General features: G+C 71.2%; 21 protein-coding genes and 2 tRNA genes. 2 read left to right on the top strand and 21 right to left on the bottom strand.

Going from position 1 to position 24570, the window contains the following annotated elements:
* Nucleotides 1-184 precede the first annotated feature (184 nt).
* The 8 genes from ASF17_RS06980 to ASF17_RS06945 form a co-directional block, all read right to left on the bottom strand.
* Nucleotides 185-1846 carry a bifunctional 3'-5' exonuclease/DNA polymerase gene (locus tag ASF17_RS06980; protein ID WP_156357332.1) on the bottom strand — a complete coding sequence of 554 codons (1662 nt, stop codon included), beginning with the start codon at nucleotides 1844-1846 and terminating at the stop codon, nucleotides 185-187.
* 64 nt (nucleotides 1847-1910) lie between these two features.
* Complete coding sequence (locus ASF17_RS06975; protein ID WP_055797057.1) at nucleotides 1911-2762, bottom strand: DUF1684 domain-containing protein; 852 nt, start codon at nucleotides 2760-2762, stop codon at nucleotides 1911-1913.
* 54 nt (nucleotides 2763-2816) lie between these two features.
* Nucleotides 2817-3449: an FMN reductase gene (locus tag ASF17_RS06970; protein WP_055797054.1), complete on the bottom strand. Its 633-nt coding sequence runs from the start codon at nucleotides 3447-3449 to the stop codon at nucleotides 2817-2819.
* A gap of 16 nt (nucleotides 3450-3465) precedes the next feature.
* Complete coding sequence (locus ASF17_RS06965) at nucleotides 3466-4578, bottom strand: LLM class flavin-dependent oxidoreductase (RefSeq protein WP_055798393.1); 1113 nt, start codon at nucleotides 4576-4578, stop codon at nucleotides 3466-3468.
* 907 nt (nucleotides 4579-5485) lie between these two features.
* Nucleotides 5486-5827: a hypothetical protein gene (locus tag ASF17_RS06960; RefSeq protein WP_055797051.1), complete on the bottom strand. Its 342-nt coding sequence runs from the start codon at nucleotides 5825-5827 to the stop codon at nucleotides 5486-5488.
* A gap of 56 nt (nucleotides 5828-5883) precedes the next feature.
* Nucleotides 5884-5957: transfer RNA gene (locus ASF17_RS06955), tRNA-Ile, on the bottom strand.
* Nucleotides 5958-5972: 15 nt separating this feature from the next.
* Entirely contained in the window at nucleotides 5973-7235 is a 1263-nt protein-coding gene (locus ASF17_RS06950) for a glycosyltransferase (protein ID WP_235476420.1), read from the bottom strand.
* Between the two features lie 74 nt (nucleotides 7236-7309).
* On the bottom strand, nucleotides 7310-8224 hold the full coding sequence (locus ASF17_RS06945) for a DMT family transporter (RefSeq protein ID WP_055798388.1): 915 nt from the start codon (nucleotides 8222-8224) through the stop codon (nucleotides 7310-7312).
* Between the two features lie 41 nt (nucleotides 8225-8265).
* Here ASF17_RS06945 and def point away from each other — a divergent pair, with 41 nt between their 5' ends.
* Complete coding sequence (gene def, locus ASF17_RS06940) at nucleotides 8266-8832, top strand: peptide deformylase (protein WP_055797047.1); 567 nt, start codon at nucleotides 8266-8268, stop codon at nucleotides 8830-8832.
* A 151-nt stretch (nucleotides 8833-8983) separates the two neighbouring features.
* On the opposite strand, the gene ASF17_RS06935 is transcribed toward def, so the two are convergent.
* The 10 genes from ASF17_RS06935 to dusB all read right to left on the bottom strand — a co-directional run bounded on the left by ASF17_RS06935 (nucleotide 8984) and on the right by dusB (nucleotide 21406).
* Nucleotides 8984-9056: transfer RNA gene (locus tag ASF17_RS06935), tRNA-Asn, on the bottom strand.
* Nucleotides 9057-9146: 90 nt separating this feature from the next.
* Nucleotides 9147-10145, bottom strand: coding sequence for an NAD(P)-dependent oxidoreductase (locus tag ASF17_RS06930; RefSeq protein WP_082475127.1), 999 nt, complete (start codon nucleotides 10143-10145; stop codon nucleotides 9147-9149).
* The gene (locus tag ASF17_RS06925) at nucleotides 10142-10999 is read right to left on the bottom strand and encodes an ATP-binding cassette domain-containing protein (RefSeq protein WP_055798382.1); all 858 of its coding nucleotides are present in this window, start codon (nucleotides 10997-10999) and stop codon (nucleotides 10142-10144) included. Before ASF17_RS06925 ends, ASF17_RS06930 begins: the two co-directional genes overlap by 4 nt.
* A gap of 17 nt (nucleotides 11000-11016) precedes the next feature.
* On the bottom strand, nucleotides 11017-12687 hold the full coding sequence (locus ASF17_RS06920; protein ID WP_055798379.1) for a dipeptide ABC transporter ATP-binding protein: 1671 nt from the start codon (nucleotides 12685-12687) through the stop codon (nucleotides 11017-11019).
* A 98-nt stretch (nucleotides 12688-12785) separates the two neighbouring features.
* Nucleotides 12786-13799, bottom strand: a complete 1014-nt coding sequence (locus ASF17_RS06915; RefSeq protein WP_055797044.1) for an ABC transporter permease — start codon at nucleotides 13797-13799, stop codon at nucleotides 12786-12788.
* 2 nt (nucleotides 13800-13801) lie between these two features.
* Nucleotides 13802-14899 carry an ABC transporter permease gene (locus tag ASF17_RS06910; protein WP_055797041.1) on the bottom strand — a complete coding sequence of 366 codons (1098 nt, stop codon included), beginning with the start codon at nucleotides 14897-14899 and terminating at the stop codon, nucleotides 13802-13804.
* A gap of 129 nt (nucleotides 14900-15028) precedes the next feature.
* Nucleotides 15029-16651: an ABC transporter substrate-binding protein gene (locus ASF17_RS06905; protein ID WP_055797036.1), complete on the bottom strand. Its 1623-nt coding sequence runs from the start codon at nucleotides 16649-16651 to the stop codon at nucleotides 15029-15031.
* Nucleotides 16652-16915: 264 nt separating this feature from the next.
* The gene (gene dnaG, locus ASF17_RS06900) at nucleotides 16916-18823 is read right to left on the bottom strand and encodes a DNA primase (RefSeq protein ID WP_055797033.1); all 1908 of its coding nucleotides are present in this window, start codon (nucleotides 18821-18823) and stop codon (nucleotides 16916-16918) included.
* A 76-nt stretch (nucleotides 18824-18899) separates the two neighbouring features.
* On the bottom strand, nucleotides 18900-20186 hold the full coding sequence (locus tag ASF17_RS06895) for a deoxyguanosinetriphosphate triphosphohydrolase (protein ID WP_055797030.1): 1287 nt from the start codon (nucleotides 20184-20186) through the stop codon (nucleotides 18900-18902).
* 62 nt (nucleotides 20187-20248) lie between these two features.
* Nucleotides 20249-21406 (bottom strand): tRNA dihydrouridine synthase DusB, encoded by a 1158-nt coding sequence (dusB, locus tag ASF17_RS06890; protein ID WP_055797027.1) that lies wholly within the window; start codon nucleotides 21404-21406, stop codon nucleotides 20249-20251.
* Between the two features lie 15 nt (nucleotides 21407-21421).
* Here dusB and ASF17_RS06885 point away from each other — a divergent pair, with 15 nt between their 5' ends.
* Nucleotides 21422-21898, top strand: coding sequence for an aminoacyl-tRNA deacylase (locus ASF17_RS06885; protein WP_055797021.1), 477 nt, complete (start codon nucleotides 21422-21424; stop codon nucleotides 21896-21898).
* Between the two features lie 29 nt (nucleotides 21899-21927).
* Here the strand turns inward: ASF17_RS06885 and ASF17_RS16090 are convergent, their stop codons facing one another.
* The 3 genes from ASF17_RS16090 to ASF17_RS06875 all read right to left on the bottom strand — a co-directional run bounded on the left by ASF17_RS16090 (nucleotide 21928) and on the right by ASF17_RS06875 (nucleotide 23667).
* A complete protein-coding gene (locus ASF17_RS16090; RefSeq protein WP_268761062.1) occupies nucleotides 21928-22053 on the bottom strand; it encodes a hypothetical protein in 126 nt (41 codons plus the stop codon).
* Nucleotides 22050-22709 carry a DsbA family oxidoreductase gene (locus ASF17_RS06880; RefSeq protein ID WP_200913446.1) on the bottom strand — a complete coding sequence of 220 codons (660 nt, stop codon included), beginning with the start codon at nucleotides 22707-22709 and terminating at the stop codon, nucleotides 22050-22052. The genes ASF17_RS16090 and ASF17_RS06880 overlap by 4 nt, the downstream gene beginning before the upstream one ends.
* A 67-nt stretch (nucleotides 22710-22776) precedes the next feature.
* Nucleotides 22777-23667 carry a hypothetical protein gene (locus ASF17_RS06875; protein ID WP_156357331.1) on the bottom strand — a complete coding sequence of 297 codons (891 nt, stop codon included), beginning with the start codon at nucleotides 23665-23667 and terminating at the stop codon, nucleotides 22777-22779.
* Nucleotides 23668-24570 lie beyond the last annotated feature (903 nt).

Genomic DNA, 24570 nt, shown 5'->3' with positions numbered 1-24570 from the left:
TGCAGCAGCCACGATTCCTCCATCCGGTTAGGTGCGACTTCCCCATCGACCTGGTGAACGAGTGAAACGGTGGCTTCTCGTGCTGTATGAGATTGTGAACGGACTGGTCCGCTGGCTGAATCATCGCAGACCGGGACCTCGGATCACAACTGTGTAACTCCTGCCAATGGGCGAGCGGGCAGGATCACTTCGCCTGCGAGTAGTCGTCCACGACGGCGACGGTCACGGGGAATCGCACCGGGGCGTCGCCGAAGAGGAGACGCCCGGCCGCCGCAGCGCTGGTCTCGACGACCCCGACCACCTCGTCGGCGACATCCGCCGGGGCGTGGACGACGATCTCGTCGTGCAGGAAGAACACGAGGTGCGGCGCCCCCTCGCCGAGCCCGGCGAAGCGCGCGTGCAGGCCGGCCCTGGTCGCGCCCATCCAGCACAGCGCCCATTCGGCGGCGGTGCCCTGCACGACGAAGTTGCGCGTGAAGCGCCCCCAGGCCCGGGCGTCGCGGCCGATGGGCCCCCGGTCCATCTCGGGCGGCAGATCGGCGGCGACGGCCTCGCCGGGCCGCGGCGAGCTGCGCCCGAGCAGGGTGCTGACGACACCGCCCGCCTCGCCCGTCCGGGCGGCGGACTCGACGTACTCCATGGCGCGGGGGAACCGTCGGGCGAGCCGGGGCACGAGTCGTCCGCTCTCGCCCTGCGTCGCGCCGTACATCGCTCCGAGCATCGCCACCTTGGCTTCGGCGCGCGACGCCACCGCCCCGCTCGACACGATCCCTTCGTACAGGTCGCCCTCACCCGCCGCCGCCATCGCCGCATCCCGCGAGAGCCCGGTGAGGATGCGCGGCTCCAGCTGCGCGGCGTCGGCCACGATCAGCTTCCAGCCCGGGTCGGCCACGACGGCCGCGCGGACGGCCTTCGGCAGCTGCAGCGCACCTCCCCCGCTCGTGGCCCACCGGCCCGTCACGACCCCGCCGGGCACGTAGTCGGGCCGGAACCGGCCCTGCCGGACCCAGGCGTCGACCCAGGCCCAGCCGTTCGCGACGAGGAGGCGCTGCCGGCGCTTGTAGCGCAGCAGCGGCTCGACCACCGGGTGCTCGTGCCGCTGGATCTCCCACTTGCTCGTGGACGTGACGGGCAGGCCGGCCCGGTTGAGCGCCTTGAGCAGCTCGGCGGGCGAGTCGGGGTTGAGGTCCGGGGCGGCGAGGGCCGCGCGGATCTCGACGACGTCGGCGGACATCGCGGCCGGTCGGTCGCCGGCGCGGACCGGGCGGGGGCCCAGCGCCTCGGTCAGCAGACGGTCGTGCACCCGTGCCGACCACGGGATGCCGCGGTGCTGCATCTCGCAGGCGACCAGCGCCCCGGCGGACTCGGCCGTCGTGAGCAGCTCCAGCCCCTCGCGGTGCGCGCTCGACTGGACGGCGCGACGCTGGCGCAGGAACTCGGCCAGCGGGTCGGGCAGCGACTCGGGGACGACGTCGAACAGGCCGTCCCCCTGCGCCAGCTCCGCCTGCGGGCCGTCGTACGGTCCGGGCGGCGTCCCGTGCAGCTCGCTCCCGCTCGTCGCGGCGGACCGCCGCAGGATCGCGTGGCACAGCCGCAGGTCGATGCAGCGAGCGACGCGGACGCCCAGGCCGAGGAGGCGCGGGTACCAGCTGCGGGTGTCGTCCCAGACCCAGCGCGGGGACTCCTCCACCTCGCGCGTGGCGACGGCCATCGCCAGCTCGGCCTCGGAGACCACGATCGGCGCTGCGGCCACCGGGGCACCGTCGGAGGCGTCACGGTCGACGGGCGTGAACTCGACTCGGCCGTCGGGCAGACGGCGAAGGACGATGAACACGCTCTCGATCATGCCACCGGCCACCGACGTCGGAGAGGGCGGCCCGGTCGTCTGCGTGCGTCGTCCCCCGCGGGAGTCAGTGCAGGAGGGCGCCCGACCGGTCGAGCACGTTCTTCTCCCCCGCTTCGACCCGGACGAGCAGACGGTTCTGCGCGGGCGGGATGGGGCAGTTGAAGTTGTACGAGAAGGCGCAGGGCGGCAGGACGGCGCGGTTGAAGTCGAGGACGATCGTGCCGTCGGACTCCGGGGTCGGGAAGAGGAAGCGTCCGACCGAGTAGGTCGTGTCGCCCGTGGTCCCGTCGGCGAAGACGAGCTGCAGGCGGTCACCCTGGCCGCTGGGGAACGCCGCGAGCTCGTAGTCGACACCGTCCCGGCGGAACCGGATGAGTCCCGGGAGCGGCTTCGGCCTGCTGAGGTCGAGGTCCTTCTGGTGGCGGATGTCGATCTCGGTGCCGGGCTCGGTCGGGACGAACTCCGCCGTCACCACCCACGACGCGTCGTAGGGGTAGGCGTCGATCGACCCGAACGCGGTCGCCGCGTCGGAGCGGGAGTCCCACACCCGGAGGGCGTACGACGACCCGTCGTCGTTCGCGATCACCGTCCCCGTCGCACCGCCGGCGAACGACACCCGGCCCGGCGTCCCGGCGTCGTCCCCCGCCACCAGGGCCGTCCCGTCGACGAGCACGTCGTCGACGCTCACCCCGTCGTCGGCACCGGCCGTGACCATCAGGCCCGAGACGCCCGCAGGCGTGGGAGCCCAGATCCCGGCGACTCCCCAGATCGGCTGCTCACCGTCGACCCACTGCGTGTTCACCAGCGCGAGCGGACCGGTGGGCGACGTCACCCGGGTGCGGCGCAGGGCGTGGAACCTCGTCAACTCGACCGACGGCGACGCGCCCGTCTCGTCTCCTGGTGACGTGCTGCTCATGATCGTTCCTCTCGTCTGCGGGTCCAACACGGCGCACCGTGCGAGCATGCCCGCTCAGAGCGGATCGTCGCCGGCGAGTCGTCTGAGCTGCTCCGCGAAGGGCACGACGTCGGCGAACGGGTCGCCGCGCTCGGTCGAACGGGTCGCGACGAGGTCGGCGAACTCGCCGGCCGCGCGGCTCACCCGCTCGGGCAGCCCCGTGATCGTCTCGTCGCCGGCGCCCCAGTCCTCGGACGCCGCGAACACCGACGTCGGAACGACCACGGACCTCAGATACGAGAAGAGCGGCCGGAGCGCATGATCCAGCACGAGCGAGTGCCGTGCCGTGCCCGCGGTCGCCCCGACGAGGACCGGCGTGCCGGCCAGCGCATCCTTGTCGATCACGTCGAAGAACGACTTGAAGAGTCCGCTGTACGACGCGGTGAACACCGGGGTCACCGCGATGAGGCCGTCCGCCCGGGTGACCCGGTCGATCACGCCGGCCAGCGCCTCCGGGGCGAACCCCGTCAGCATCGCGTCGGTGATCTCGTGCGCGAGGTCCCGCAGCTCGACCACCTCGAACTCGGCGGGGACGCCCGCCGCGAGCATCGACCGGGCGGTCGCCTCGGCGAGACGGTCCGCCAGGAGACGGGTGGAGGAGGGCTGACCCAGCCCCGCCGAGACGACGACGACATGCTTGGAAGCCATGGCGCGCCTCCTCGGCTCAGTGCGCCGCGACGGCCGGAGCCGACGCGTCCGCGCTCGTCAGGCCGTCGGCGACCCGGGCCGCGTGCGTCGGCGCGTCGGGGACGTGCTCGGGGCGGTTCACGGCGAACTCGCGCCGCAGCACGGGGACGACCTCCTCGCCCAGGATCTCGAGCTGGTCGAGCACCGTCTGCAGCGGCAGACCGGCGTGATCGATGAGGAACAGCTGACGCTGGTAGTCGCCCACGTAGTCGCGGAAGCCCAGGGTCTTGTCGATGACCTCCTGCGGGCTGCCGACCGTCAGCGGCGTCTGCGACGTGAAGTCCTCGAGGCTCGGGCCGTGACCGTAGACCGGCGCGGAGTCGAAGTAGGGGCGGAAGGCGCGGACGGCGTCCTGCGAGTTCTTCGCGAGGAACACCTGACCGCCGAGACCCACGATCGCCTGATCGGCACGGCCGTGACCGTGGTGCTCGTAGCGCGAGCGGTACAGCTCGACCATCTGCTTCGTGTGCGACGCCGGCCAGAAGATGTGGTTGGCGAAGAAGCCGTCACCGTAGTAGGCCGCCTGCTCGGCGATCTCGGGGCTGCGGATCGAACCGTGCCAGACGAACGGCGGCACATCGTCGAGGGGCCGCGGCGTCGACGTGAAGCCCTGCAGCGGCGTGCGGAAACGGCCCTTCCAGTCGACGACGTCCTCGCGCCAGAGGCGATGCAGCAGAGCGTAGTTCTCGATGGCGAGGTTGATGCCCTGGCGGATGTCCTTGCCGAACCAGGGGTAGACCGGGCCGGTGTTGCCGCGGCCGAGCGTCAGATCGACACGCCCGCCGACGAGGTGCTGGAGGAGGGCGAAGTCCTCGGCGATCTTGACCGGGTCGTTCGTCGTGATGAGCGTCGTCGCGGTGCTGAGGATGATCCGCTCGGTCTGGGCCGCGATGTAGGCCAGCAGGGTCGTCGGGCTCGAGTTGACGAAGGGAGGGTTGTGGTGCTCGCCCGCCGCGTACACGTCGAGGCCGACCTCCTCGGCCTTCTTGGCGATGGCGACCATGGCGAGCAGGCGCTCGTGCTCTGTGGGCGCTCGCCCGGTCGTGGGGTCGGGGGTGATGTCTCCGACGGAGAAGATTCCGAACTGCATGCCGTCCACCTTAGTCATTGTCTATGCGTTTGTATGCACCTGAGGGAACCGCCGGCGGGCGTCGGTCATTCCCGCCGGTGCGCGGCCCGCCGCCGCCGCTGCGCGGCCCGCCGCCGCCGCCGCTGCGCGGCCCGCCGTCCCGCCGCGCCTGCCGGCCGCCGCTGCGCCGCTCGCCTCTCCGCCGGCATGCCGCCGACGGTCGCCGCCGCCGGCGCCCCGCCGGCCACCGCTGCGTCGCCGCCGCCGCCCCGCCGGTCCTCGCCGACCGCTTCAGCGTCGGCAACTCCTCCTCCCTGCACACACGGCACGCTGCGGAGGCCGCAACGGGCCGACGGCGAGCACCGAAGAGGAGTTGCCGACAGGGCGAGGCGACCTCGACCACCCGAGGTCACCCAGCCCAGCGCCGACCTCCGGCACGTCGGCAACTCCTCCTCCCTGCACACACGGCACGCTGCGGAGCCGCAACCCAGGGGTTGCTCGACTCGAGCGCCACGTCGTCCAGCGCCTCGAGGATCCGGATGGNACCCGAGGTCACCCAGCCCAGCGCCGACCTCCGGCACGTCGGCAACTCCTCCTCCCTGCACACACGGCACGCTGCGGAGCCGCAACGGGCCGACGGCGAGCACCGAAGAGGAGTTGCCGACAAGGCGAGGCGACCTCGACCACCCGAGGTCACCCAGCCCAGCGCCGACCTCCGGCACGTCGGCAACTCCTCCTCCCTGCACACACGGCACGCTGCGGAGCCGCAACGGGCCGACGGCGNACCCGAGGTCACCCAGCCCAGCGCCGACCTCCGGCACGTCGGCAACTCCTCCTCCCTGCACACACGGCACGCTGCGGAGCCGCAACGGGCCGACGGCGGGCACCGAGGAGGAGTTGCCGACGGCGGGAGCAGGAGGGGCGGGGCTCAGCCGAGCGGCGGGGCGAGGCGGAGGAACCGCTCGGCGACCGACGCGGACGTGACGGGGCCCTCGCCGTCGCGGTCGAGCTGCGGCGAGGCGAACTCGACCGACCAGGTCCGGGCGGAGCCGCCGATCGCCGAGACGCCCTGCCACGCCGACCCGCCCGCGCGGACGATGATGCCCGTCGGACCGTACGGGAACGGCGTGGTCGGATCCTCGTCGGAGTCCAGAACGTAGACCTGCGCGCCGACGCCGAAGCGCGGCCCCGAGGCCGAGCCGGGCCGCGATCGGTCGGACTCGTCGAATCCGTCGTCGGGAGATGCGTCGGGTGTCCGTCGGGTGAACATGCACACATCGTCGCACGGGCACCTCGACGGGCGCCGACGGCGTCTGCGTCGTGTCGTAGGGCGGACGGGACTTGAACCCGTGACCGATCGATTATGAGTCGACTGCTCTAACCGGCTGAGCTACCGCCCCGTGTCGACCGGGAGCCTAGGAGGCGCGGCCCGGTCCGACCTCGGTGGCCTCGGCCACCGGCTCCCCACGATACAGCGACTCGAAGACGCTCACCGTCCGCTGGATGTCGTGTCCCTCGATGACCTGGAGGCTCGCGCGTCGCATGGCGAGGTACTCGTCGTCGGGGGCCGTGAGCACGCGCGTCAGCTTGTCGGCGAGGTCGCGGCTGTCTCCGGGGCGGAAGAGGTAGCCGTTGACCCCTTCGTCGACGAGGTGCGGCAGGGCCATCGCGTCGGCCACGACGATGGGGAGCCCGGACGCCATGGCCTCGAGGCTGGCGATGCTCTGCAGCTCGGCCACCGACGGCATGGCGAAGACGGTGGCGTCGGTCAGGGTGCGTCGGAGCTCGGCGTCGGAGAGGTAGCCGGCGAAGGTGACGCGCTCGGCGAGGCCGAGCTCGACGGTCATCAGCTGCAGCTGCTTGAGGAGGTCGCCGCCGCCGACGATGGTCAGTCGGGCGTCGAGCGAGGGATCGAGCAGCGTCATGGCGCGCAGCAGCACGTCGATCTGCTTCTCGGCCGTCACCCGGCCGACGAACACGACCCGGTTCGCCGTGGGGCGGTCGTCGCGCGCCGTGTAGTCGGCCGCCTCGATGCCGCACGAGACGGCGAGCACGCCGGTCACGTCGACGGAGCGCTCGAGGAACACCGCCGCGCGCTTGGTCGGCGTCGTGATGGCGGCGACGTGCGTGTAGGTCCGGGCGGCGTCGCGCCAGGCGAGCTTGACGGCGGTGGCCCGGAGGAAGTGCGGCAGCCCGGTGTGCTCCAGGAGGTTCTCGGGCATGAAGTGGTTCGTCGCGATGACCCGGATGCCTCGCCGGTTGGCCACCCGCACCACGGCGCGCCCGATCACGATGTGCGACTGGATGTGCACGACGTCGGGCCGGATCTGCTCGATGATCCGCTCGGCGTTCCCCTCGGCCCGCCACGGGGTCGCGAATCGGAGCCAGTCGTGGAGCGGCCACCGCGTCGAGTACAGCCGGTGCACGGTCAGCGTCGCGCCGTCGTGCTGCTCGAGGAACGTGCCATGGCGGCGGTTCGCCGCCGGGCAGATGACGTGCACGTCATGCCCGCGACCGGCGAGCCCGACGGCGAGCCGCTCGGCGAAGTTGGCGGCACCGTTCACGTCGGGCGGGAACGTGTCCGCCGCGATCAGCACGGTGAGGCGGCTCGAGACGTCGCCGTCTCCGATCGGGTTCTCGTCGCGGGGTTCGAGGCCGTGGTCTGGGGCGGGTGTCACGTGTCGTGGCGTCCTTGTGCTCGTCGTTCGCTGGTGCGCCGCCGACGATGACCGCGACGCGGGACCACGGTAGCTCAGCTTCGCTTGGCGGGCTGGTATTTGGCGAGTTGGAACACGCCGTACACCGCGATCGCCCCCGCCACGAGGAAGAGCACGACGGCGATGCCGGGGGCGTTCGCGGCCTCACCGAGCACGACGATGCCGATCGTGACGGCCACGATGGGGTCGACGACGGTCAGCCCGGCGATCACGAGGTCGGGCGATCCCGACGAGTAGGCGTTCTGCACGAAGTAGCCGCCCAGTGCCGCCGCCGCGATCAGCATGACGATGCAGACGATGCTGAGCCCGTCGAAGTTGCCGGCGAAGACCCTGTTGAGGACGACCTTGGCCAGGGTCGCGACGAAGCCGTAGAGGACGCCGGCGCCGATGATGTAGAACAGCGCGCTGCGCCGGTGCCGGAGGGCGACGAAGGCCGCCGCGAGCACCGCGCCCACCACGAGCAGGATGACGAGCACCGTGACGAGCTGATCGGTCGTGATCTCGGTCTCGATCGCGGTGAATGCGGCGACGGTGGCGAAGAGGCCGATGCCGCCGACGCAGATGGCGATCGAGCGCTTGATCCGCCCGGTCAGGCGACGCCCGGTCGAGCGGGCGTTCAGGACCGCCGTGATCACCAGCGCCACGGCCCCGAGCGGCTGCACGACGAGGAGGGGCGCCACCCGCAGGCTCGTGAGCTGGAAGACGACGGCCAGCCCGAGCATCAGGGTCCCCATGACCCACGACGGGCGGCCGACCAGCGCCAGCACCTGGCGGACGCTCATGCCTCCCCGGGAGGCGCCGAGGCGGGTCTCGACCTTGGCCACGCCGCGGTGCTGCAGCTGCGCGCCGATCGAGAGGAAGACCGCCCCGATGAGCGCGATGGGGATGCCCAGGGCCTGGAACGGGGTCAACGAGACCTGCTCGGTCAGGTCGCTGAGGTTCGGGCTCACGGCGACCACGCTAGCGGCCTGCCGCTCAGTAGTCTGGACGAATGGCCGTTCGCCCCATCACCATCACGGGTGACCCCGTGCTGCACTCACCCGCCTCCGACGTCACCGAGGTCGACGACACGATCCGCACCCTCGTCGCCGACATGTTCGAGACCATGGACGCCGCGCCCGGCGTCGGGCTCGCCGGCCCGCAGGTCGGCGTCGGTCTCCGACTGTTCGTCTTCTCGTGGACGGACGACGACGGCGACGACTGGCGCGGCGTCGCCATCAATCCGACGCTCTGGCAGAGCCCGCTGTCGATCGACCCGCTCGACGACGACGACGAGTCCGAGGGCTGCCTCTCGGTCCCGGGCGAGAGGTTCCCCCTCCGTCGTGCCGAGAGCGTGATCCTCCGCGCGACCGACCTCGACGGCGACGAGTTCGAGATCGAGGCCCACGGCTGGCTCGCTCGCATCTTCCAGCACGAGTTCGACCACCTGGACGGCGTGCTGTACACCGATCGTCTCGAGCACCCGTTCCACAAGGCGGCGACGAAGGCCGTCAAGAAGGCGGGGTGGGGCTCCCCGGGCCGCACCTGGCTCCCCGGGGTCGATCACCCCGAGGACTGAGGGCGAGTGCCCGAGGAGGCGCGCGACGGTCGATCCCGTCGCGCGCCTCCTGAGTCCACCGACCTTGCGGGCGACGCACCGTGTCGTCGTGCCCGCGCGCCTGGATCAGCGCAAAGAAAAAGGCCCAGAGGGTGGAGCCTCTGGGCCTTCGCTCCCCGACTTGGACTCGAACCAAGAACCTGCCGGTTAACAGCCGGCTGCTCTGCCAATTGAGCTATCGAGGAATGGCGACTGCCTCGGAGAGAACCCTTCGACAGCGGACACAACTGTAGCAAAGATTCGGGGGCGCATCGAACACGACGCGCTCCCGGATCTCAGTACCCGGCCGCGGCGTCCACGACCCCGGCGAAATCGCCGTGTCCGTGCAGCGCCCTGACGTTGTGCGTGATGCGCTCCGCGAGGAGCGGCGCGGTCATCTCGGGCGTGTCCGCCTGGTGCGGCGTCACGATGACCCGGGGGTCGTCCCAGAGCGGGTGCCCGTCGGGGAGGGGCTCTGGCGAAGTCACGTCGACCCCCGCACCCCAGATCCGCTCGGACCGCACGGCCTCGACCAGAGCGTCGGTGTCGACCAGGTCGCCCCGCGCGATGTTCACGACGACCGCGGTCGGCCGCAGCATCGCCAGGCGGCGCCCGTCGAGCAGCCTCGACGTGCCGCTCGTCGCGGCGGCCGCGAGGACCACCACGTCGGCCTCGGGCAGGACCTCGTCGAGCCGGTCGACGGTCACGGTGCGGTCGACGCCGTCGACGGGCTCGCCGCCCCGGCGGACGATCGTGACCCGCGTCTCGAAGGGCGCCAGCAGACGCACCAGCTCGAGGGCGATGCCCCCGGCGCCCACGATGACGACATTCTTCCCGTAGAGCGAGAGGCCGCGCTGCTCGGTCTGCCAGCCGGTCGCACGGACCCTCGACGGCACGACCCGCAGCAGCGACAGCACGAGCATCAGCGCGTGCTCCGCCACCGGTTCCGAGAACGCGCCCTTCGCGCTCGTGAACAACGGCAGGGCGGTGCCGGCCCGACTCGCGAGCAGTTCGGAGAAGGCGTCGACGCCCGCGTACGGCAGCTGGACCCACTCGATGCCGGGGTGGCGGTCGAGGGCGCGCCACAGGCCCTCCGGATCGGCGTACGAGAGCCAGATGAGCCCGCGCGTCTCGTCGCCGAGCGGCACGATCGAGCCTCCCCCGGCATGGACGGCCTCGGCGAACCGGGGGTTCTCCCGGGGCGCCAGGCTCACCGGGCCGGGCGACGGCCGGCGCTCGGGGCTCAGCCGGACGGTCGTGGTCGTCGCCCGGTGCCCCCGGGTCGGATCGCTCACGACTCGCGCCCTCCGTCGCGCACGTCGTCGCGCCGCTCGTCGGGCCGGATGATGTCGATCGGCGTGGTCGTCGACAGCACCTTGACGTACGGGTCGACCCCGTCGCGGAGCACCTCGTCGATCCACCCCAGGCCGACCAGCCGGCCACCGCGCATGACGGCCACGCGGTCGGTGATGGCACGGGCCTCCGAGACCGACGACGTCACGACCAGCGCCGAGAACTGCCGGTCGCGGTGCAGGTTCCTGATCACGTCCAGCACGGCCTGGCGCACGAGGACGTCGACGCCGCGGGCCGGCTCGTCGGCCACGAGGAGGCGCGGCTCGAGCACCAGGGACCGCGCCAGCGCCACCCGCTGCCGCTGCCCGGCGCTGAGCTCCCACGTCTGCTTCAGCATGGTGCCGAGCGGCAGATGGACGGCGTCGATGAGGTCGGCGACGAGTCGGCCCGCCTCGGTCCGGTCGAAGCGCCTGTCGCGCTGATAGATCGGCTGCGCGATGGTCTCGCCGACGGTGAGATCGGGGCTCAGCCGCTCGCCGTCGTCCTGCGCGAGGTAGCCGACGGCGCCGGAGAGACGCTCCCGGCGACGGGGCGACGACCGCAGCAGATCGAGCCCGAAGACCCTCGCCGCTCCCCCGACGATCCGCGGACGACCCTCGGCGGGGCGCTCGGAACCGACGAGACCGGCCACCGCGAGGGCGAGCGTCGACTTGCCCGAACCGCTCTCGCCGAGCACGGCGAGGATCTCCCCCGGGGCGATCGACAGCGTGACGCCGTCGACGGCTCGCAGCGCGGGATGACCGCTCCTGGCCGGGTACTCGAGCGAGAGGTCGTCCGTGACCACCGGCACGGACATGTCGAGCTCCACCGCCATCAGACGGCCCCGCCGCCCGCGCGGTCACGCGCGGCGCGGTCGAGTGCGGCGAGGCGCTCCCGCCGGGCGGCCTGCTCCACCGGGTCGGGCACCGGCAGCGACGCGAGCAGCCGCTGCGTGTACGGGTGCTCGGGGGCGCCGAGCACCTGGTCGTTCGGTCCGCTCTCGATGAGGTCGCCGTGGTACAGCACGCCGATCCGGTCGGCGAGCATGTTCACCACCGCGAGGTCGTGGCTGATGAACAACGCCGCGAAGCCGAGATCGGTCTGCAGCTCGCGGAAGAGCTCGAGCACCCTCGCCTGCACCGAGACGTCGAGCGCGCTCGTCGGCTCGTCGGCGATCAGCAGGGCCGGCTCGAGCGCGAGCGACCGGGCGAGGCTCGCGCGCTGACGCTGACCGCCGCTCAGCTCGTGCGGGTAGCGGTCGCCGAACGCGTTCGGCAGCTGCACCGCCTCGAGCAGCTCGTCGACCCGTCTCCGGGCCGCGCGGGCGTCGCCGGCCCGCCCGTGGACGATGAGCGGCTCGGCCACGCATTCGGCGATGGTCAGCAGCGGGTTGAAGCTCGACGCCGGGTCCTGGAAGACGAACCCGATCTCGGCGCGCTTGGGCTTGAAGTCGCGCTCGTGCACGCCGTTCATCTCGATGCCGAGCACGTCGAGAGAACCGCCGGTCACGGGGGTGAGCCCCGCGATGGCGCGTCCGATCGTCGTCTTGCCCGACCCGCTCTCGCCGACGAGACCGAGCACCTCGCCGCGGGCGATCGAGAAGTCGACGCCCTTGACCGCCCGGAACCCGGAGCGACCGAGCCGGCCCGGGTACTCGATCTCGAGTCCCGTCGCGCGGACGACGACGTCGCGGTCCGCCTCGGCGGCCTGGACCTGCGCGCCCCTCGACTCGAGTCTCGGCACGGACCCGAGCAGCCGCCGCGTGTAGTCGTCCTTCGGGGCCGCGAACAGCTCGGCCGACGACGCCTGCTCGACGACCTCGCCGAGGTACATGACCGCGACCCGGTCGGCCAGATCGGCGACCACGCCCATGTTGTGGGTGATCAGCACGATCGCCGTGCCGAACTCGTCCCGGAGATCGCGCAGCAGATCGAGGATCTCGGCCTGCACGGTCACGTCGAGGGCCGTCGTCGGCTCGTCGGCCACGATGACCGACGGGTTCAGCACGAGCGCCATGGCGATGACCACCCGCTGCTTCTGCCCGCCCGAGAACTGGTGCGGGTAGTAGTCGACCCGCTTCTCGGGCTCGGGGATGCCGACCCGTCGGAGGATGTCGATCGCCCGGCGCCGCGCCTCCTTCTTCTTGATGGATCCGTGGGCTCGCAGCCCCTCGATGATCTGCCACCCCACCGTGTAGACGGGGTTCAGAGCGGTCGAGGGCTCCTGGAAGACCATGGCGACGTCGCGGCCGCGCATCGCCCGCATCGTGGACGGCGAGACCTCGAGCACGTTCCGGCCCGAGAGCAGCACCGCGCCGGTCGCCACGGCCGTCTCGGGCAGCAGCCCGAGGATCGTCTTCGCGGTGACGGTCTTGCCGCTGCCCGATTCGCCGACGATCGCCAGCACCTCGCCGGCGCGGACGTCGAGGGTGACCCCCTGCACGGCCGCGACGTCGCCGCCGTCGGTCGCGAAGGTGACCTCGAGCCCCGTGATGCCGACCGCGATGTCGCGAGCCTCGCGGGGAAGATCGTGAGCGGCGTGGCGGACCGGAGCCGCGCCTCCTCGGCGGGACTCCGAACGCCCCGTCGTGTCAGTCGTGTCGCTCACGCGGGGACCTCCTCGGTGACGGCCGAGGTGGCCGTCGTGTCGTTCTTCGTCTTGCGGCGGGCCCGACGGCGGGTCCGGAGGCGCGGGTCGGCCAGGTCGTTCAGGCTCTCGCCCACGAGGGTGATGCCGAGCACCATGAGCACGATCGCGGCACCCGGGAACACGCCCGTCCACCAGATGCCGCTCGCGGTGTCGCTGAGGGCGCGGTTGAGGTCGTAGCCCCATTCCGCGGCCGAGGTCGGGCCGATGCCGAAGCCGAGGAACCCCAGCGCGGCGAGGGTGAGGATCGCCTCGGACGCGTTCAGCGTGAGGATCAGCGGCAGGCTGCGCGTGGCGTTGCGGAGCACGTGCTTGAACATGATGCGGGGCGTGCTGCTGCCGACGACCTTCGCGGACTCGACGAACGCCTCGCTCTTCAGCCGGACGGCCTCGGCGCGGACCACCCGGAAGTACTGCGGCACGTAGACGACCGTGATCGAGATGCCCGCCGAGATGATGCCGCCCCAGAGACTCGACTGACCGCCGCTGATGACGATCGAGACGACGATGGCGAGCAGCAGCGACGGGAACGCGTAGACGGCGTCGGCGATGACGACGAGGACCCGGTCGAGCCACCCGCCCAGGTAGCCCGACACGAGCCCCAGCGCCACGCCGATCGTGATCGAGAGGACGACCGCGACGACGACGACCGCGATGGCCGTCCGGGTGCCCCAGACGACGCGGCTGAAGACGTCGTAGCCTCCGACGGTCGTGCCCCAGAGGTGGACGGCCGAGGGAGGCGCCTGCCGCGGGAACGTGCCCCCGTCGTCTCCGAGCTGACCGAAGCCGTACGGCGCGATCAGCGGTGCGAAGACGGCGGCGAGGAGGAAGACGGCGCAGATGACGACGCCGGCGACGAGCATGCCGCGCTGGAGGCCGACGGAGCGGCGCAGCTGCGCGACGATCGGGAGGCGCTTCCAGAGCGGCGCGCGACGGTCGGCGAGGACGCCGGTGCTGGTGGTGTCGGTCATGGTCAGTACCTCACACGGGGGTCGATCAGGGCCGCGACGACGTCGACCAGGAAGTTCGTGACGGCGACGATCACCGCCAGGACGGCGACGATGCCCTGCACCGCGATGAAGTCGCGGGCCGAGAGGTACTGCTGCAGCTGGAAGCCGAGACCGCGCCAGCCGAACGTCGTCTCGGTGAGCACCGATCCGCCGAGCAGCATCGCGATCTGCAGACCCATCACCGTGATGATCGGGATGAGCGCGGGCTTGAGCGCGTGCTTGCGCACGAGCCGCAGCTCGCCGACGCCCCGCGACCGCGCCGCGTCGATGTAGTCGGAGCCGAGGGTGCCGATGACGTTGGTGCGGACGAGTCGGAGGAAGATGCCCGCCGTCAGCAGGCCCAGCGTCAGCGCGGGCAGGACGGCGTGCGACAGGACGTCGACGATGATCGTGCTGTTGCCCGTCCTCAGGGCGTCGATGAGGTAGATCCCGGTCGGGTTCTCGATGCGCCCGAGCGCGATGCCGATCCGCGTCGAGGCGCGGCCGCCGAGGGGGAACCAGCCGAGCCAGACGGAGAAGGTCAGCTTGAGCAGGAGGCCCGCGAAGAACACCGGCGTGGCGTACGCGAGGATCGCGAGGATCCGGAGCACCGCGTCGGGCCACCGGTCGCGCACGTACGCGGCCAGCATCCCGAGGGGGATGCCGATGACGAGGGCGATGATCAGGGCGTAGAAGACGAGCTCGACCGTGGCCGAGCCGTAGGTCACGATGACCTCGCTGATCTGGCGGTTGTCGGTCGCGGTCGTGCCGAAGTCGAGCCGGACGATCTGACCCAGGTACTCGAGGTACTGCACGATGATCGGACGGTCGTAGCCGGCGGCGGCGAGCCGCTCCTGCAGCTGCGCCTCGGTCAGACGGCCTCCGACGGAGGCGGTGATCGGGTTGCCGACCACGCGCATCAGGAAGAAGACCAGGGTGACCAGGATGAAGACGGTGGGGATGATGAGGAGCGCGCGGACCACGAGGTAGCGACCGAATCCTCCGCCGGGACGACGTCGTCGCACGGTGGGGTCGGGGGTGGGCGGCTCGCTCGCGAGGGGAGCCTCGATGAGCGACGTCACGTCAGGTGCCTTTCGGGGGGTGGGGGCGACGCACGACGCACGAAAGGGCGTCCCGCACCATGGCGGGACGCCCCTCGCGCGTCATGCGTCGTGGAACATGTTCGCTCGCGCGATCGGCCGGTCAGCCGATCAGCGGCTCAGCGCTGCGTAGCGGAACTTGAACGACGGGTCGAGCGTGTCGTCGACGCCCTGCACGTCGCTCTGCGAGACGACGACCTGCGTGCCCTGCAGCAGCGGCAGCGTGGGCAGGTCGTTCGCGACGACGTCCTGGATCTGACCGATGATCTCGGTGCGGGCGGCCTCGTCGGACTCGGCGATCTCCGATGCCAGCAGACCCTGCACCTGAGCCGAGTCGTAGTGGTTGCCGACGAAGTTGTCCTTCACGAAGAACGGCGACAGGTAGTTGTCGGCGTCCGAGAAGTCCGGGAACCAGCCGAGCTGGTACACGGGGTACGCGTCTTCACGGCGCTCGGTCGAGTAGGTGTCCCACAGGGTCGACTGCAGGTTGACCTCGAACAGGCCGCTCGCCTGGAGCTGCGTCTGGATCAACGCGTACTCCTCATCGCTCGAGGCGCCGTAGTGGTCGGGGCTGTACTGCAGGTCGATCGACACCGGGGTCTCGACGCCGGCCGCCGACAGACGCTCGGTCGCCGCGTCGACGTCGGGGCCGCCCTCGCCGTCGCCGTAGAGCGACTCGAGGGGCTTCGTCGCACCGGTCAGACCGTCGGGCACGACCGAGTACAGGGGCGTGTACGTGTCGTTGTAGACCTCGCTGGCGAGGGCGTCGCGGTCGACCGTGTCGGCGATGGCCTGACGGACCGCCAGCGCCTTGTCGGCGTCGGCGTCGTCCTGCGTCGAGCCGAAGGGCATCGTGTTGAGGTTGAAGACCAGGTAGCGGATCTCGCCGCCGGGGCCGTTGTGCACCGTCAGCGCGTCGTCCTTAGCCAGGTCGGCGAGGTCGGTCGGGCTGAGGCTGCGGTTGGCCACGTCGACGTCGCCCTGCTGGACGGCCAGCTTGAGGTCGGTCTCCTCCGTGTAGTACGTCGCCGTGACCGAGTCGGTCTTCGCCGCGCCGAGCACGCCGTCGTAGGCGTCGTTGGCCTCGTAGGCGATCGTCTCGTTCTCGGCGTAGTCGGTGATCGAGTACTGACCCGAGAACGCGTCGCCGGAGACGATGTCGTCGGCGGAGGTCAGCTCGGTGGCCGAGAAGACGTCCTCGTCGACGATGGGCGCGGCGGGGCTCGAGAGGATCTGCGGCCAGGTCTGGTCGGCGCCGTTCAGCGTGAAGACCACGGTGGTGTCGTCGGGGGCCTCGACGCCCGCGAGGTTGCCGAGCAGCGACGACGGACCGTTCGGGTCCGCGATCGCCAGCTGGCGGTCGAACGTGAACTTGACGTCGCTCGAGGTGAGCTCGTTGCCGTTCGCGAAGGTCAGATCGGGCTTCAGCGTGACCGTGTAGGTGACCGGGTCGGTGAACTCGGCCGACTCGGCGAGGTCCGGTTCGACGTCGGGGCTGCCGTAGGGCGAGTTCATCAGGAACCCGAACACCTGGTTCTGCACGGCGAACGAGCCGTTGTCGTACGAGCCGGCCGGGTCGAGCGACGTGATCACGTCGGTCGTGCCGACGCTGATGCCGTCGAGAGCGGTGTCGGCGTCACCGCCCGAGGCGCAGCCGGCGAGGATGAGGGTGGTGGCAGCGGCGCCACCGACGACGGCGAGAGCGCGTCGTCCGAGCTTGGAGTCGGATGTCATATCCGGTTACCTCTTTCTCTGTGTGCAAGGAGACCCCCCGGGCGCGGCTGTGTTCGCGCCCGATTCGGGGTGGATCCATTGGTAACACACACCGGACTCGCGGCCCTACTCCACGGAGAAGTGTTTACAGGCTCGCAATGAACCCTTGCCGCGTGGTCTGTTCTTCGAGACGCGGCCGGGCTGCTCGAGCGCGAGCGCTCGTCAGAAGGGGCGCGGTGCCGCCGGGCGTGCGCGGTGCCGCGGGGCGCCGCGCCCTGGGCCCGGTCATTCCTGCCGGATGGCGCGACGCTCCTGTTCGAGGGCGACTATGCGCAGCTGGATCTCACGCAGGCCCTCGGGATCCTGTTTGGCGTCGGTCCGGCGGAGCCGCCCCATGGCCTCGGCCTGCTCGCGGAGGATGTCCCGCTCGACGAGAGACGAGACGATGCCCCGGCAGTACGTCGTGATCTCCCGGTTCTCGCGCTCGGGGATCGGCGCCACGGCCAGCTCACGAGCCAGCACGTCGTACGGCGCCGGCGTGTGATCGAGGACGACGTCGAGCCAGTCGCTCGCCTCGAGCCGATCGAGGCTCACGCCGATGGCGTCGCGGACGACGGCGAGAGCGCTGGTCTCGAGCCGGGCCTGGGAGGCGCGCTGCATGAGGAGAGGGCCGACCGCGGCCGGCTGCTGCAGCATGGCCATGAGCGCATCGCGCTCGGTGCGCGTCGTCAGGTCGGACGGGAGGGTCATCAGGGTCGGGCCCGCCGGTTCGTCGGGCAGCGGCGGCAGACTCGTGATCGACTGCGGACCGTCTCCGGCGTTCTGCGGCTTCGCCCGCTCGATCGAGGTCTGGCTCGCGGTCGTCCGCGCGACCTCCTGGTAGGCGGCCACGACCTCGTCGGTGTCGACGCCGACCCACTTGGCGAGCATCCGGGCGTACCCGCGCTGGAGCGACTGCTCGCGCATGGTCGCCAGGACGGGAGCACCGGCCCTGACGGCCCCGGCGCGACCCTCGACGGTCTCGAGGTCGAACTCGTCGATCACACGGCGGATCATGAACTCGAACAGCGGACGCTTCGTCTCGACCAGTCGCCGGACGGCGTCGTCGCCCCGGTTCAGGCGCAGATCGCAGGGGTCGAGCCCGTCGGGGGCCACCGCCACGAACGTCTGCGCCGAGAAGCGCTGCTCTTCGGCGTAGGCCCGCGACGCGGCGCGCTGTCCGGCTTCGTCGGGGTCGAACGTGAAGATCACCTCACCGCTCGCCGACGTGTGCGCCCCGCTGACATCGCCGAGCATAGGTCGCAGCAGCTTGATGTGGTCCACGCCGAAGGAGGTGCCGCACGTGGCGACGGCCGTCGTCACACCCGCCAGATGGCAGGCCATCACGTCGGTGTAACCCTCGACGATGACGACCTGCTTGCCCTTCGAGATGTCGCGTCGGGCCAGGTCGAGACCGTAGAGCACCTGCGACTTGTGATAGATCGGCGTCTCGGGGGTGTTCAGGTACTTCGGCCCCTTGTCGTCGTCGAGCAGGCGGCGTGCCCCGAAGCCGATGGTCGAACCCGTCACGTCGCGGATCGGCCAGAGCAGGCGCCCCCGGAACCGGTCGTACGGGCTGCGGTCGCCGCTGCTGAGCAGACCGGCCGCAACGAGCTCGTCGTCGCTGAAGCCGCGGCCCTTCAGGTGACTGCGCAGCGCGTCGAACGACTTCGGTGCGAAACCGACGCCGAACCGCTCGGCCGCCGCCGGGTCGAAACCCCGCTCGCCGAGGAACCGGCGGGCCGGATCGGCGTCGGACGCGGTCAGATGCTCGACGAAGAACTCGCGCGCCCCCTCGTTCGCGGCGATCAGGCGAGCCCGGTTCCCGTGGTCGGTCGCCTGTCCCCCGTCCTCGTAGTGCAGCTCGAAGCCGATACGCGACGCCAGTCGCTCGACCGCCTCCTGGAAGGTCGTGTGGTCCATCTTCTGGACGAAGCTGAAGACGTCGCCGTCTTCGCCGCACCCGAAGCAGTGATAGCGACCGACCTGCGGACGGACATGGAAGCTCGGGCTCCGCTCGTCGTGGAACGGGCACAGGCCCTTCATCGAGCCGACCCCCGCACCCTTCAGGGTGACGTGGTCGGAGACGACGTCGACGATGCTCGTCCGCGAGCGGACCTCGTCGATGTCGTTCCGTTTGATCAGGCCTGCCACGTGACGATCCTAGATCTCGCGGCCGACACCGGAGGGCGCGGACGGGGCGGGACCCGTGCCTCCTCGGCTCGGCTCGTCAACTGCGGAGGACGAGGCGCGCGTGCCAGGCCGTCGCGCTCTGATCGGTGAGCGACGCCACCTGGTCGACGACGACGCGCCGCCTCGCCGTGTCGTCGGCGGCGGCGGCCCAGTCGGCCGCGAAACCCGGGTCGAGCTCGGACGGGCCGGCGGCCCAGAGCGCGTCGGCCAGCCCCGTCAGCAGCTCGCGCTGGTGCTGGTAGATGGGCTGCCTCGTGCCGTGGGTCATGACGAACGCCGCCACGATGCCCTTGAGCACGGCGATCTCGCCGATCACCTCGGGCGGCACGACCATGCTCGCGCTGAACCGGGTCAGGCTCGACTGCGAGTACGACTCGCGGGTCGCGTGCGTCGCCGCACCGGCGAAGCGGCCGATGAGCTGGCTCGTGAGGTTCTTCAGACGCGCCTGGTCGAGCCGCCCTCCGTCGTACGAGTCGACCCAGAAGGGCTGCGAGCGGAGCCGGTCGAACGCCTCGACGAGCTCGTCGCGGCTGAGCTCCCGACCGACCCACTCGTGCATCGCCGTCACGAGCTCGTCGTGCCCGTCGCCCGAGCCGAGGGTCGCCACGTCGACGTAGCCGTTGACGACCGCGTCCTCCAGATCGTGCACGGAGTACGCGATGTCGTCGCTGAGATCCATCACCTGAGCCTCGATGCAGCGACGGCGACGCGGCGCACCGGCCCTCAGCCACTCGAACGCCTCGGTGTCGTCGTCGTAGAAGCCGAACTTCATCCTCCCCGACGGGTCGGGGACGCCCTGCGCCGCCGGCCACGGGTACTTGCAGCTCGCATCGAGACTCGCCCGGGTCAGGTTCAACCCGTAGCTGCGACCCGCATCGTCGATGACCTTGGGCTCGATCCGGGTGAGGAGCCGCAGGGTCTGCGCGTTGCCCTCGAAGCCGCCGATGCCGACCGACCAGTCGTTGAGCGCCTTCTCGCCGTTGTGACCGAATGGCGGGTGCCCCAGGTCGTGCGCGAGGCAGGCCGTGTCGACCACGTCGGGGTCGAGACCGAGACTCGTCGCCAGCTCGCGGCCGACCTGCGCGACCTCGAGGGAGTGGGTCAGGCGGTTGCGTGCGAAGTCGAGACCGGCGGTCGGGCTCAGCACCTGCGTCTTCGCGGCCAGGCGACGGAGTGCGCTCGAGTGGAGCAGCCGCGCTCGGTCGCGCGCGAAATCGCTGCGCCGGTTCGAGTGCTGCTCGGGGAGCCAGCGGTCGGAGTCGGCGGACTCGTACCCGGCGGACGTGCTGAGGGCGGACTCGAGGGGCGTGGACTCGACGGACACCGGGGCCTTTCGATCAGGAGGAGCGGAACGAGCAGGAGGCGCGGGTCGCGACCCGCGAGCGGTCACCCGCCGCTGTGGTGCAGCTCCGCCGCGGCCAGCTCGACCTTGAACGCCTCGTCGAGGTCGCGGCTCTCGAGCCAGCGGTCGGGCAGCGCGGGTCTCTTGGGGCTGCCCGCGCGACCCCGAGGGCCCTCGGCCGCCGCACCCGGGTACAGCTCGTCGGGATCGAGGGTCGCGAGGAGGTCGTCGATCTCGGAGAGTGAATCGGCGAGGGCGAGAGCCGACCGCGTCTCGCCGCCGACGGGGTAGCCCTTGAAGTACCAGGCGACGTGCTTGCGCATGTCGCGGCAGGCGCGCCCCTCGTCACCCGACCAGAACTCGACCATGAGCTCGGCGTGCCGTCGGAACGCGCGCCCCACCTCGCCGAGCGTGGGCTCGGCCTTCAGGTCCTCACCGCGGAAGGCGGCCGCGAGATCCCCGAACAGCCAGGGGCGACCGAGGCAGCCGCGGCCGACGACGACACCGTCGCAACCGGTCTCGTCGACCATGCGGAGGGCGTCCGCCGCCGACCAGATGTCGCCGTTGCCGAGGATCGGGACGTCGCCGACGGTCTCCTTCAACGTGGCGATCGCCGACCAGTCGGCCGTGCCCGAGTAGAAGTCCGCCGCCGTCCTGGCGTGCAGGGCGATGCTCGCCACGCCGGCCCCCTGAGCGGCCTTGGCGGCCTCCAGGTACGTGAGGTGATCGGAGTCGATGCCCTTCCGCATCTTGATGGTCAGCGGGATGTCGCCCGCCGCCGACACGGCCCGCTCGACGATCTCGCGGAACAGCCCGATCTTCCAGGGGAGAGCGGATCCGCCGCCCTTCCGCGTGACCTTCGGGACGGGGCAGCCGAAGTTGAGATCGATGTGATCGGCGCGGTCTTCGGCGACGAGCATCGTCACGGCCTCGGCGACCGTATTCGGCTCGACGCCGTACAGCTGGATGCTCCGGGGCGTCTCGGACTCGTGATGCTGGATCAGGCGCATCGACTCGGGCGTCCGCTCTACGAGTGCGCGGCTCGTGATCATCTCGCTCACGTAGAGACCGGCGCCGTACTCGCGACAGAGGCGCCGGTAGGCCGTGTTCGTGATGCCGGCCATGGGTGCCAGCACGACCGGGGATGCGACCTCGATCGGGCCGATCGAGAGGCCGCGCGAGGGAAGAGTGGAAATGGTCATCGGTACGATTCTCCCATGAGCGACGGTGGACCGACAGGACGGCAGCGGGTTCGTGTGGACGCCGAGGCCCACGGCCTGGCTGTGGAGATCGTGTCGCGCCCTGCGGCCGACACGTTGGAGGACGCGGCCTCCCTGCTGGGCGTCGGTTCCTCCGACGTCGTCAAGAGCCTGGTGGTCAGACGCCACGACGGCTCGTTCCTCTTCGCCCTGGTACCGGGCGACCGACAGATCTCGTGGGCGAAGCTCCGATCGGTCGTCGGGGTCAACAAGCTCTCACTCCCCCGGCCCGAGATCGCCCTCGACGCCACCGGGTACGAACGAGGCACGATCACCCCGCTCGGCAGCACGACGGCATGGCCCGTCTTCGCCGACGAACGCATCACCGGCCGACGCGTCGCCCTCGGCGCCGGTGAACACGGTTACAGCGCCTTCGTCGACGCCGATGCTCTGATCACCGCGTACGCGGCCACGGTCGCCGACATCAGCGACTGACACCGCGCCTCCCTCGCTCCTTCGACGGGTCAGACGGGCGCGGGCCCTTCGACCAGGCAGGCGTCGCCTTCGCACGCCACCGCGTCCGGGGACCCGAGCATGGTGAAGGGCGAGCCGGCGGTCGCCGCAGAGCCGTCGGCGGTGCGATCGCTCACGAGCGGACCTCGGCACCGACCTGCTCGAGCGCCTGCAGGAACATCTCGGGTGCCTGTGCTCCCGAGATGCCGTACTTGCCCTCGAGAACGAAGAAGGGCACGCCGTTGATGCCGAACGCCTGCGCCTGCGCCTGGTCGGCGCGGACATCGGGCTCGTAGCGGCCGTCCTCCAGGGCGTCACGCGTGACGACCGGATCGAGCCCGACCTCGGTCGCGAGCTCGACGAGCTCATCGATGCGACCGAGGTGACGGCCCTGCTCGAAGTAGGCCGCGAGGAGGCGCTCCTTCATCTCGAGCTGGAGTCCGTTCGCCTTCGCCAGGTGGAGGAGCTCGTGCGCCTTGACGGTGTTGGTGTGGCGGAGAGCTGCGAAGTCGTACGCGAGACCGACCTCGGAGGCGATGCCCGCGACGTTGTCGAGCATGCCTTGCACCTGGTCGACGGGCATGCCCTTGTGATCGGCGAGGAACTGGATCTCGTCACCCTCGAAGTCGACCGGGGTGTCCGGAGACAACTCGAACGAGTGGTACTCGATCTCGACGGGCTGACCGTAGCGGGCCACGGCGTCCTCGAACTTGCGCTTGCCGATGAAGCACCAGGGGCAGGCGATGTCGGACCAGATGTCGACCTTCACGGCCCGGTTCTGCGTATCAGTCACACCGGGCGAACCATCGGAGCACCGGCAGCATTCCCGGTGCTCGCCCTCTGCGCCTCCCGCTCACCGCTCACCGCTCACCCTCTCTCGCTCGTCGCCGTCCTCCCCGCCGGGCCCGCTCCTCCCCACCGGGCGTCCCCCTCCCCACCGGGAGCGCTCCTCCCCTGTCGGGCGTCGCCTCCCTGCCGGGCGCCTCCCTCCCCGCCGGCGGTGCGCCTCCCTCGCTGACCCCCGCCCTCGGACCAGCCGCCTGCGACCAGGCACCTGCTCTCGTCGGCAACTCCTGGCCCTTGCGACGTCCCGGCACTCCCAGCCGCCACTTCCTGCGTCCCCGCCCCGGGAGGAGCCGCGGCAGAGAGGAGTTGCCGACACGCGGGACGACGCCCTGCGCCACCGAACGAGCCACCAGTGCCTCGACGACGGCTGAGACGGTCTTCCAGTCGCGTCGCACCATCGACGTGCTCGCCCTGAACGGAAGAATTCCCGCCAGGACCATCGTCGCGTCCTTGACGCGATCCTTCTCGAAGCGGTGGGCATGATGCTCCCGGCCGTCGGTCTCGAGCCCGACGGCTCCGTCGACGAGCATGTCGATCCTCTCGCCCCGGGAGCCGACGGAGACCTGTCGCGCGACGCGTCTGCCTTCCAGCCGCAGGCGAGTCCCGGCGGCGCTCTCGAGGATGCTCTCCGCACCGCCGTCACTCCATGCGGCCAGACCGGCGGCGTCCGCGCGCATCCGCGAGAGCACCATCCGGGCGTCGTCGTCGCCGTGCACGATGCCCTGAAGGCGCGCCCAGTCGACGAGCATGACGGCGTCCTCGAGAGACTCCGCCTCGACCACGGCCCTGGCGAGGGCGTCCCTCGGGTCGACAGCCCACGTCGTCCCACGATTTGAGAGCTCGAGCGGATCCCAGACGACCCTCACCCCCCGACGACGACGCAACCGCGACGCCGTCTCGGGCACCGAGACCACGATCTGCGGCGGTGTCCAGGACCACGCCCCCAGCTCGTGCAGGGCAGCGGCGCCCGTCAGCCGACCGCCGATGGCGACAGCGACGAATCGGGGGTCGGTCGGCGACCACGTGCTGTACCAGCCGCGTCGTGCCCGGCGGACCCCGCCGAAGCGGACAGCGGCTGTCAGATGCCGGTCCGTCGCACCAGCGGCGACGAGATCGTGCTTGTGGAGCAGGCCTCCCTCGGAGGCGACGAGCTCGGCGATCGTGGTCATGGCTCCGATGCTGTCGTCGACCGACCCCCTGACGCTCCGAGCCCGGCTCCCCTCGTGGATGGATCCGCCCGAACGCTTGATGGGTAGGGATGGACCTCGCCGCGTCTCTCTCCGTCGACAACTCCTGCGTCGCGCCCCTCGATCGCCGGTGCCCGCGTCGACGACGACGAATCGACGCAACGCGGAGGAGTTGCCGACGAGACGGCGATCTGCGGAGGGAGGCGCGGGTGGCGACGGCGCCCGGTCGGAGAAGGCGCACGGCCGACTGCCCGGACGTCGGAAACTCCGGACGCTCGCGTCGATCGACCCGGGCGCGGGGCGAGATCGGACTTCCGCCGAGCAGGGAGGAGGAGTTGCCGACCCGGAGGGCTGGTGGAGCGGAGGAGGAGGGGGAGGGGGAGGACGAGCCGCCGGAGGAAGAAGGGAGCGAAGGCGAGGGAAGGGACGCCGACCAGACGGACGGAGGCGGAGCGGACGCGGACGGCGGACGCAGACGAGCGGACGCGAGTGGGGCGGACGCGGGCGGACGCCGAAGGGCGGGCACGGGCGGGAGGGCGCGGGGGGCGGGCGCCAGCGGGGCGGGCGCGAGCGGAGCGGGTTCGGGCGGGGCGGACGCAGGCGGCGCCCGCCCCGCACGGG

This window comes from Frigoribacterium sp. Leaf263, assembly GCF_001422285.1.
Taxonomy (GTDB): domain Bacteria; phylum Actinomycetota; class Actinomycetes; order Actinomycetales; family Microbacteriaceae; genus Frigoribacterium.
Note: the sequence above shows the minus strand (reverse complement) of the source record. Positions and strands in the feature narration are given on the sequence as shown.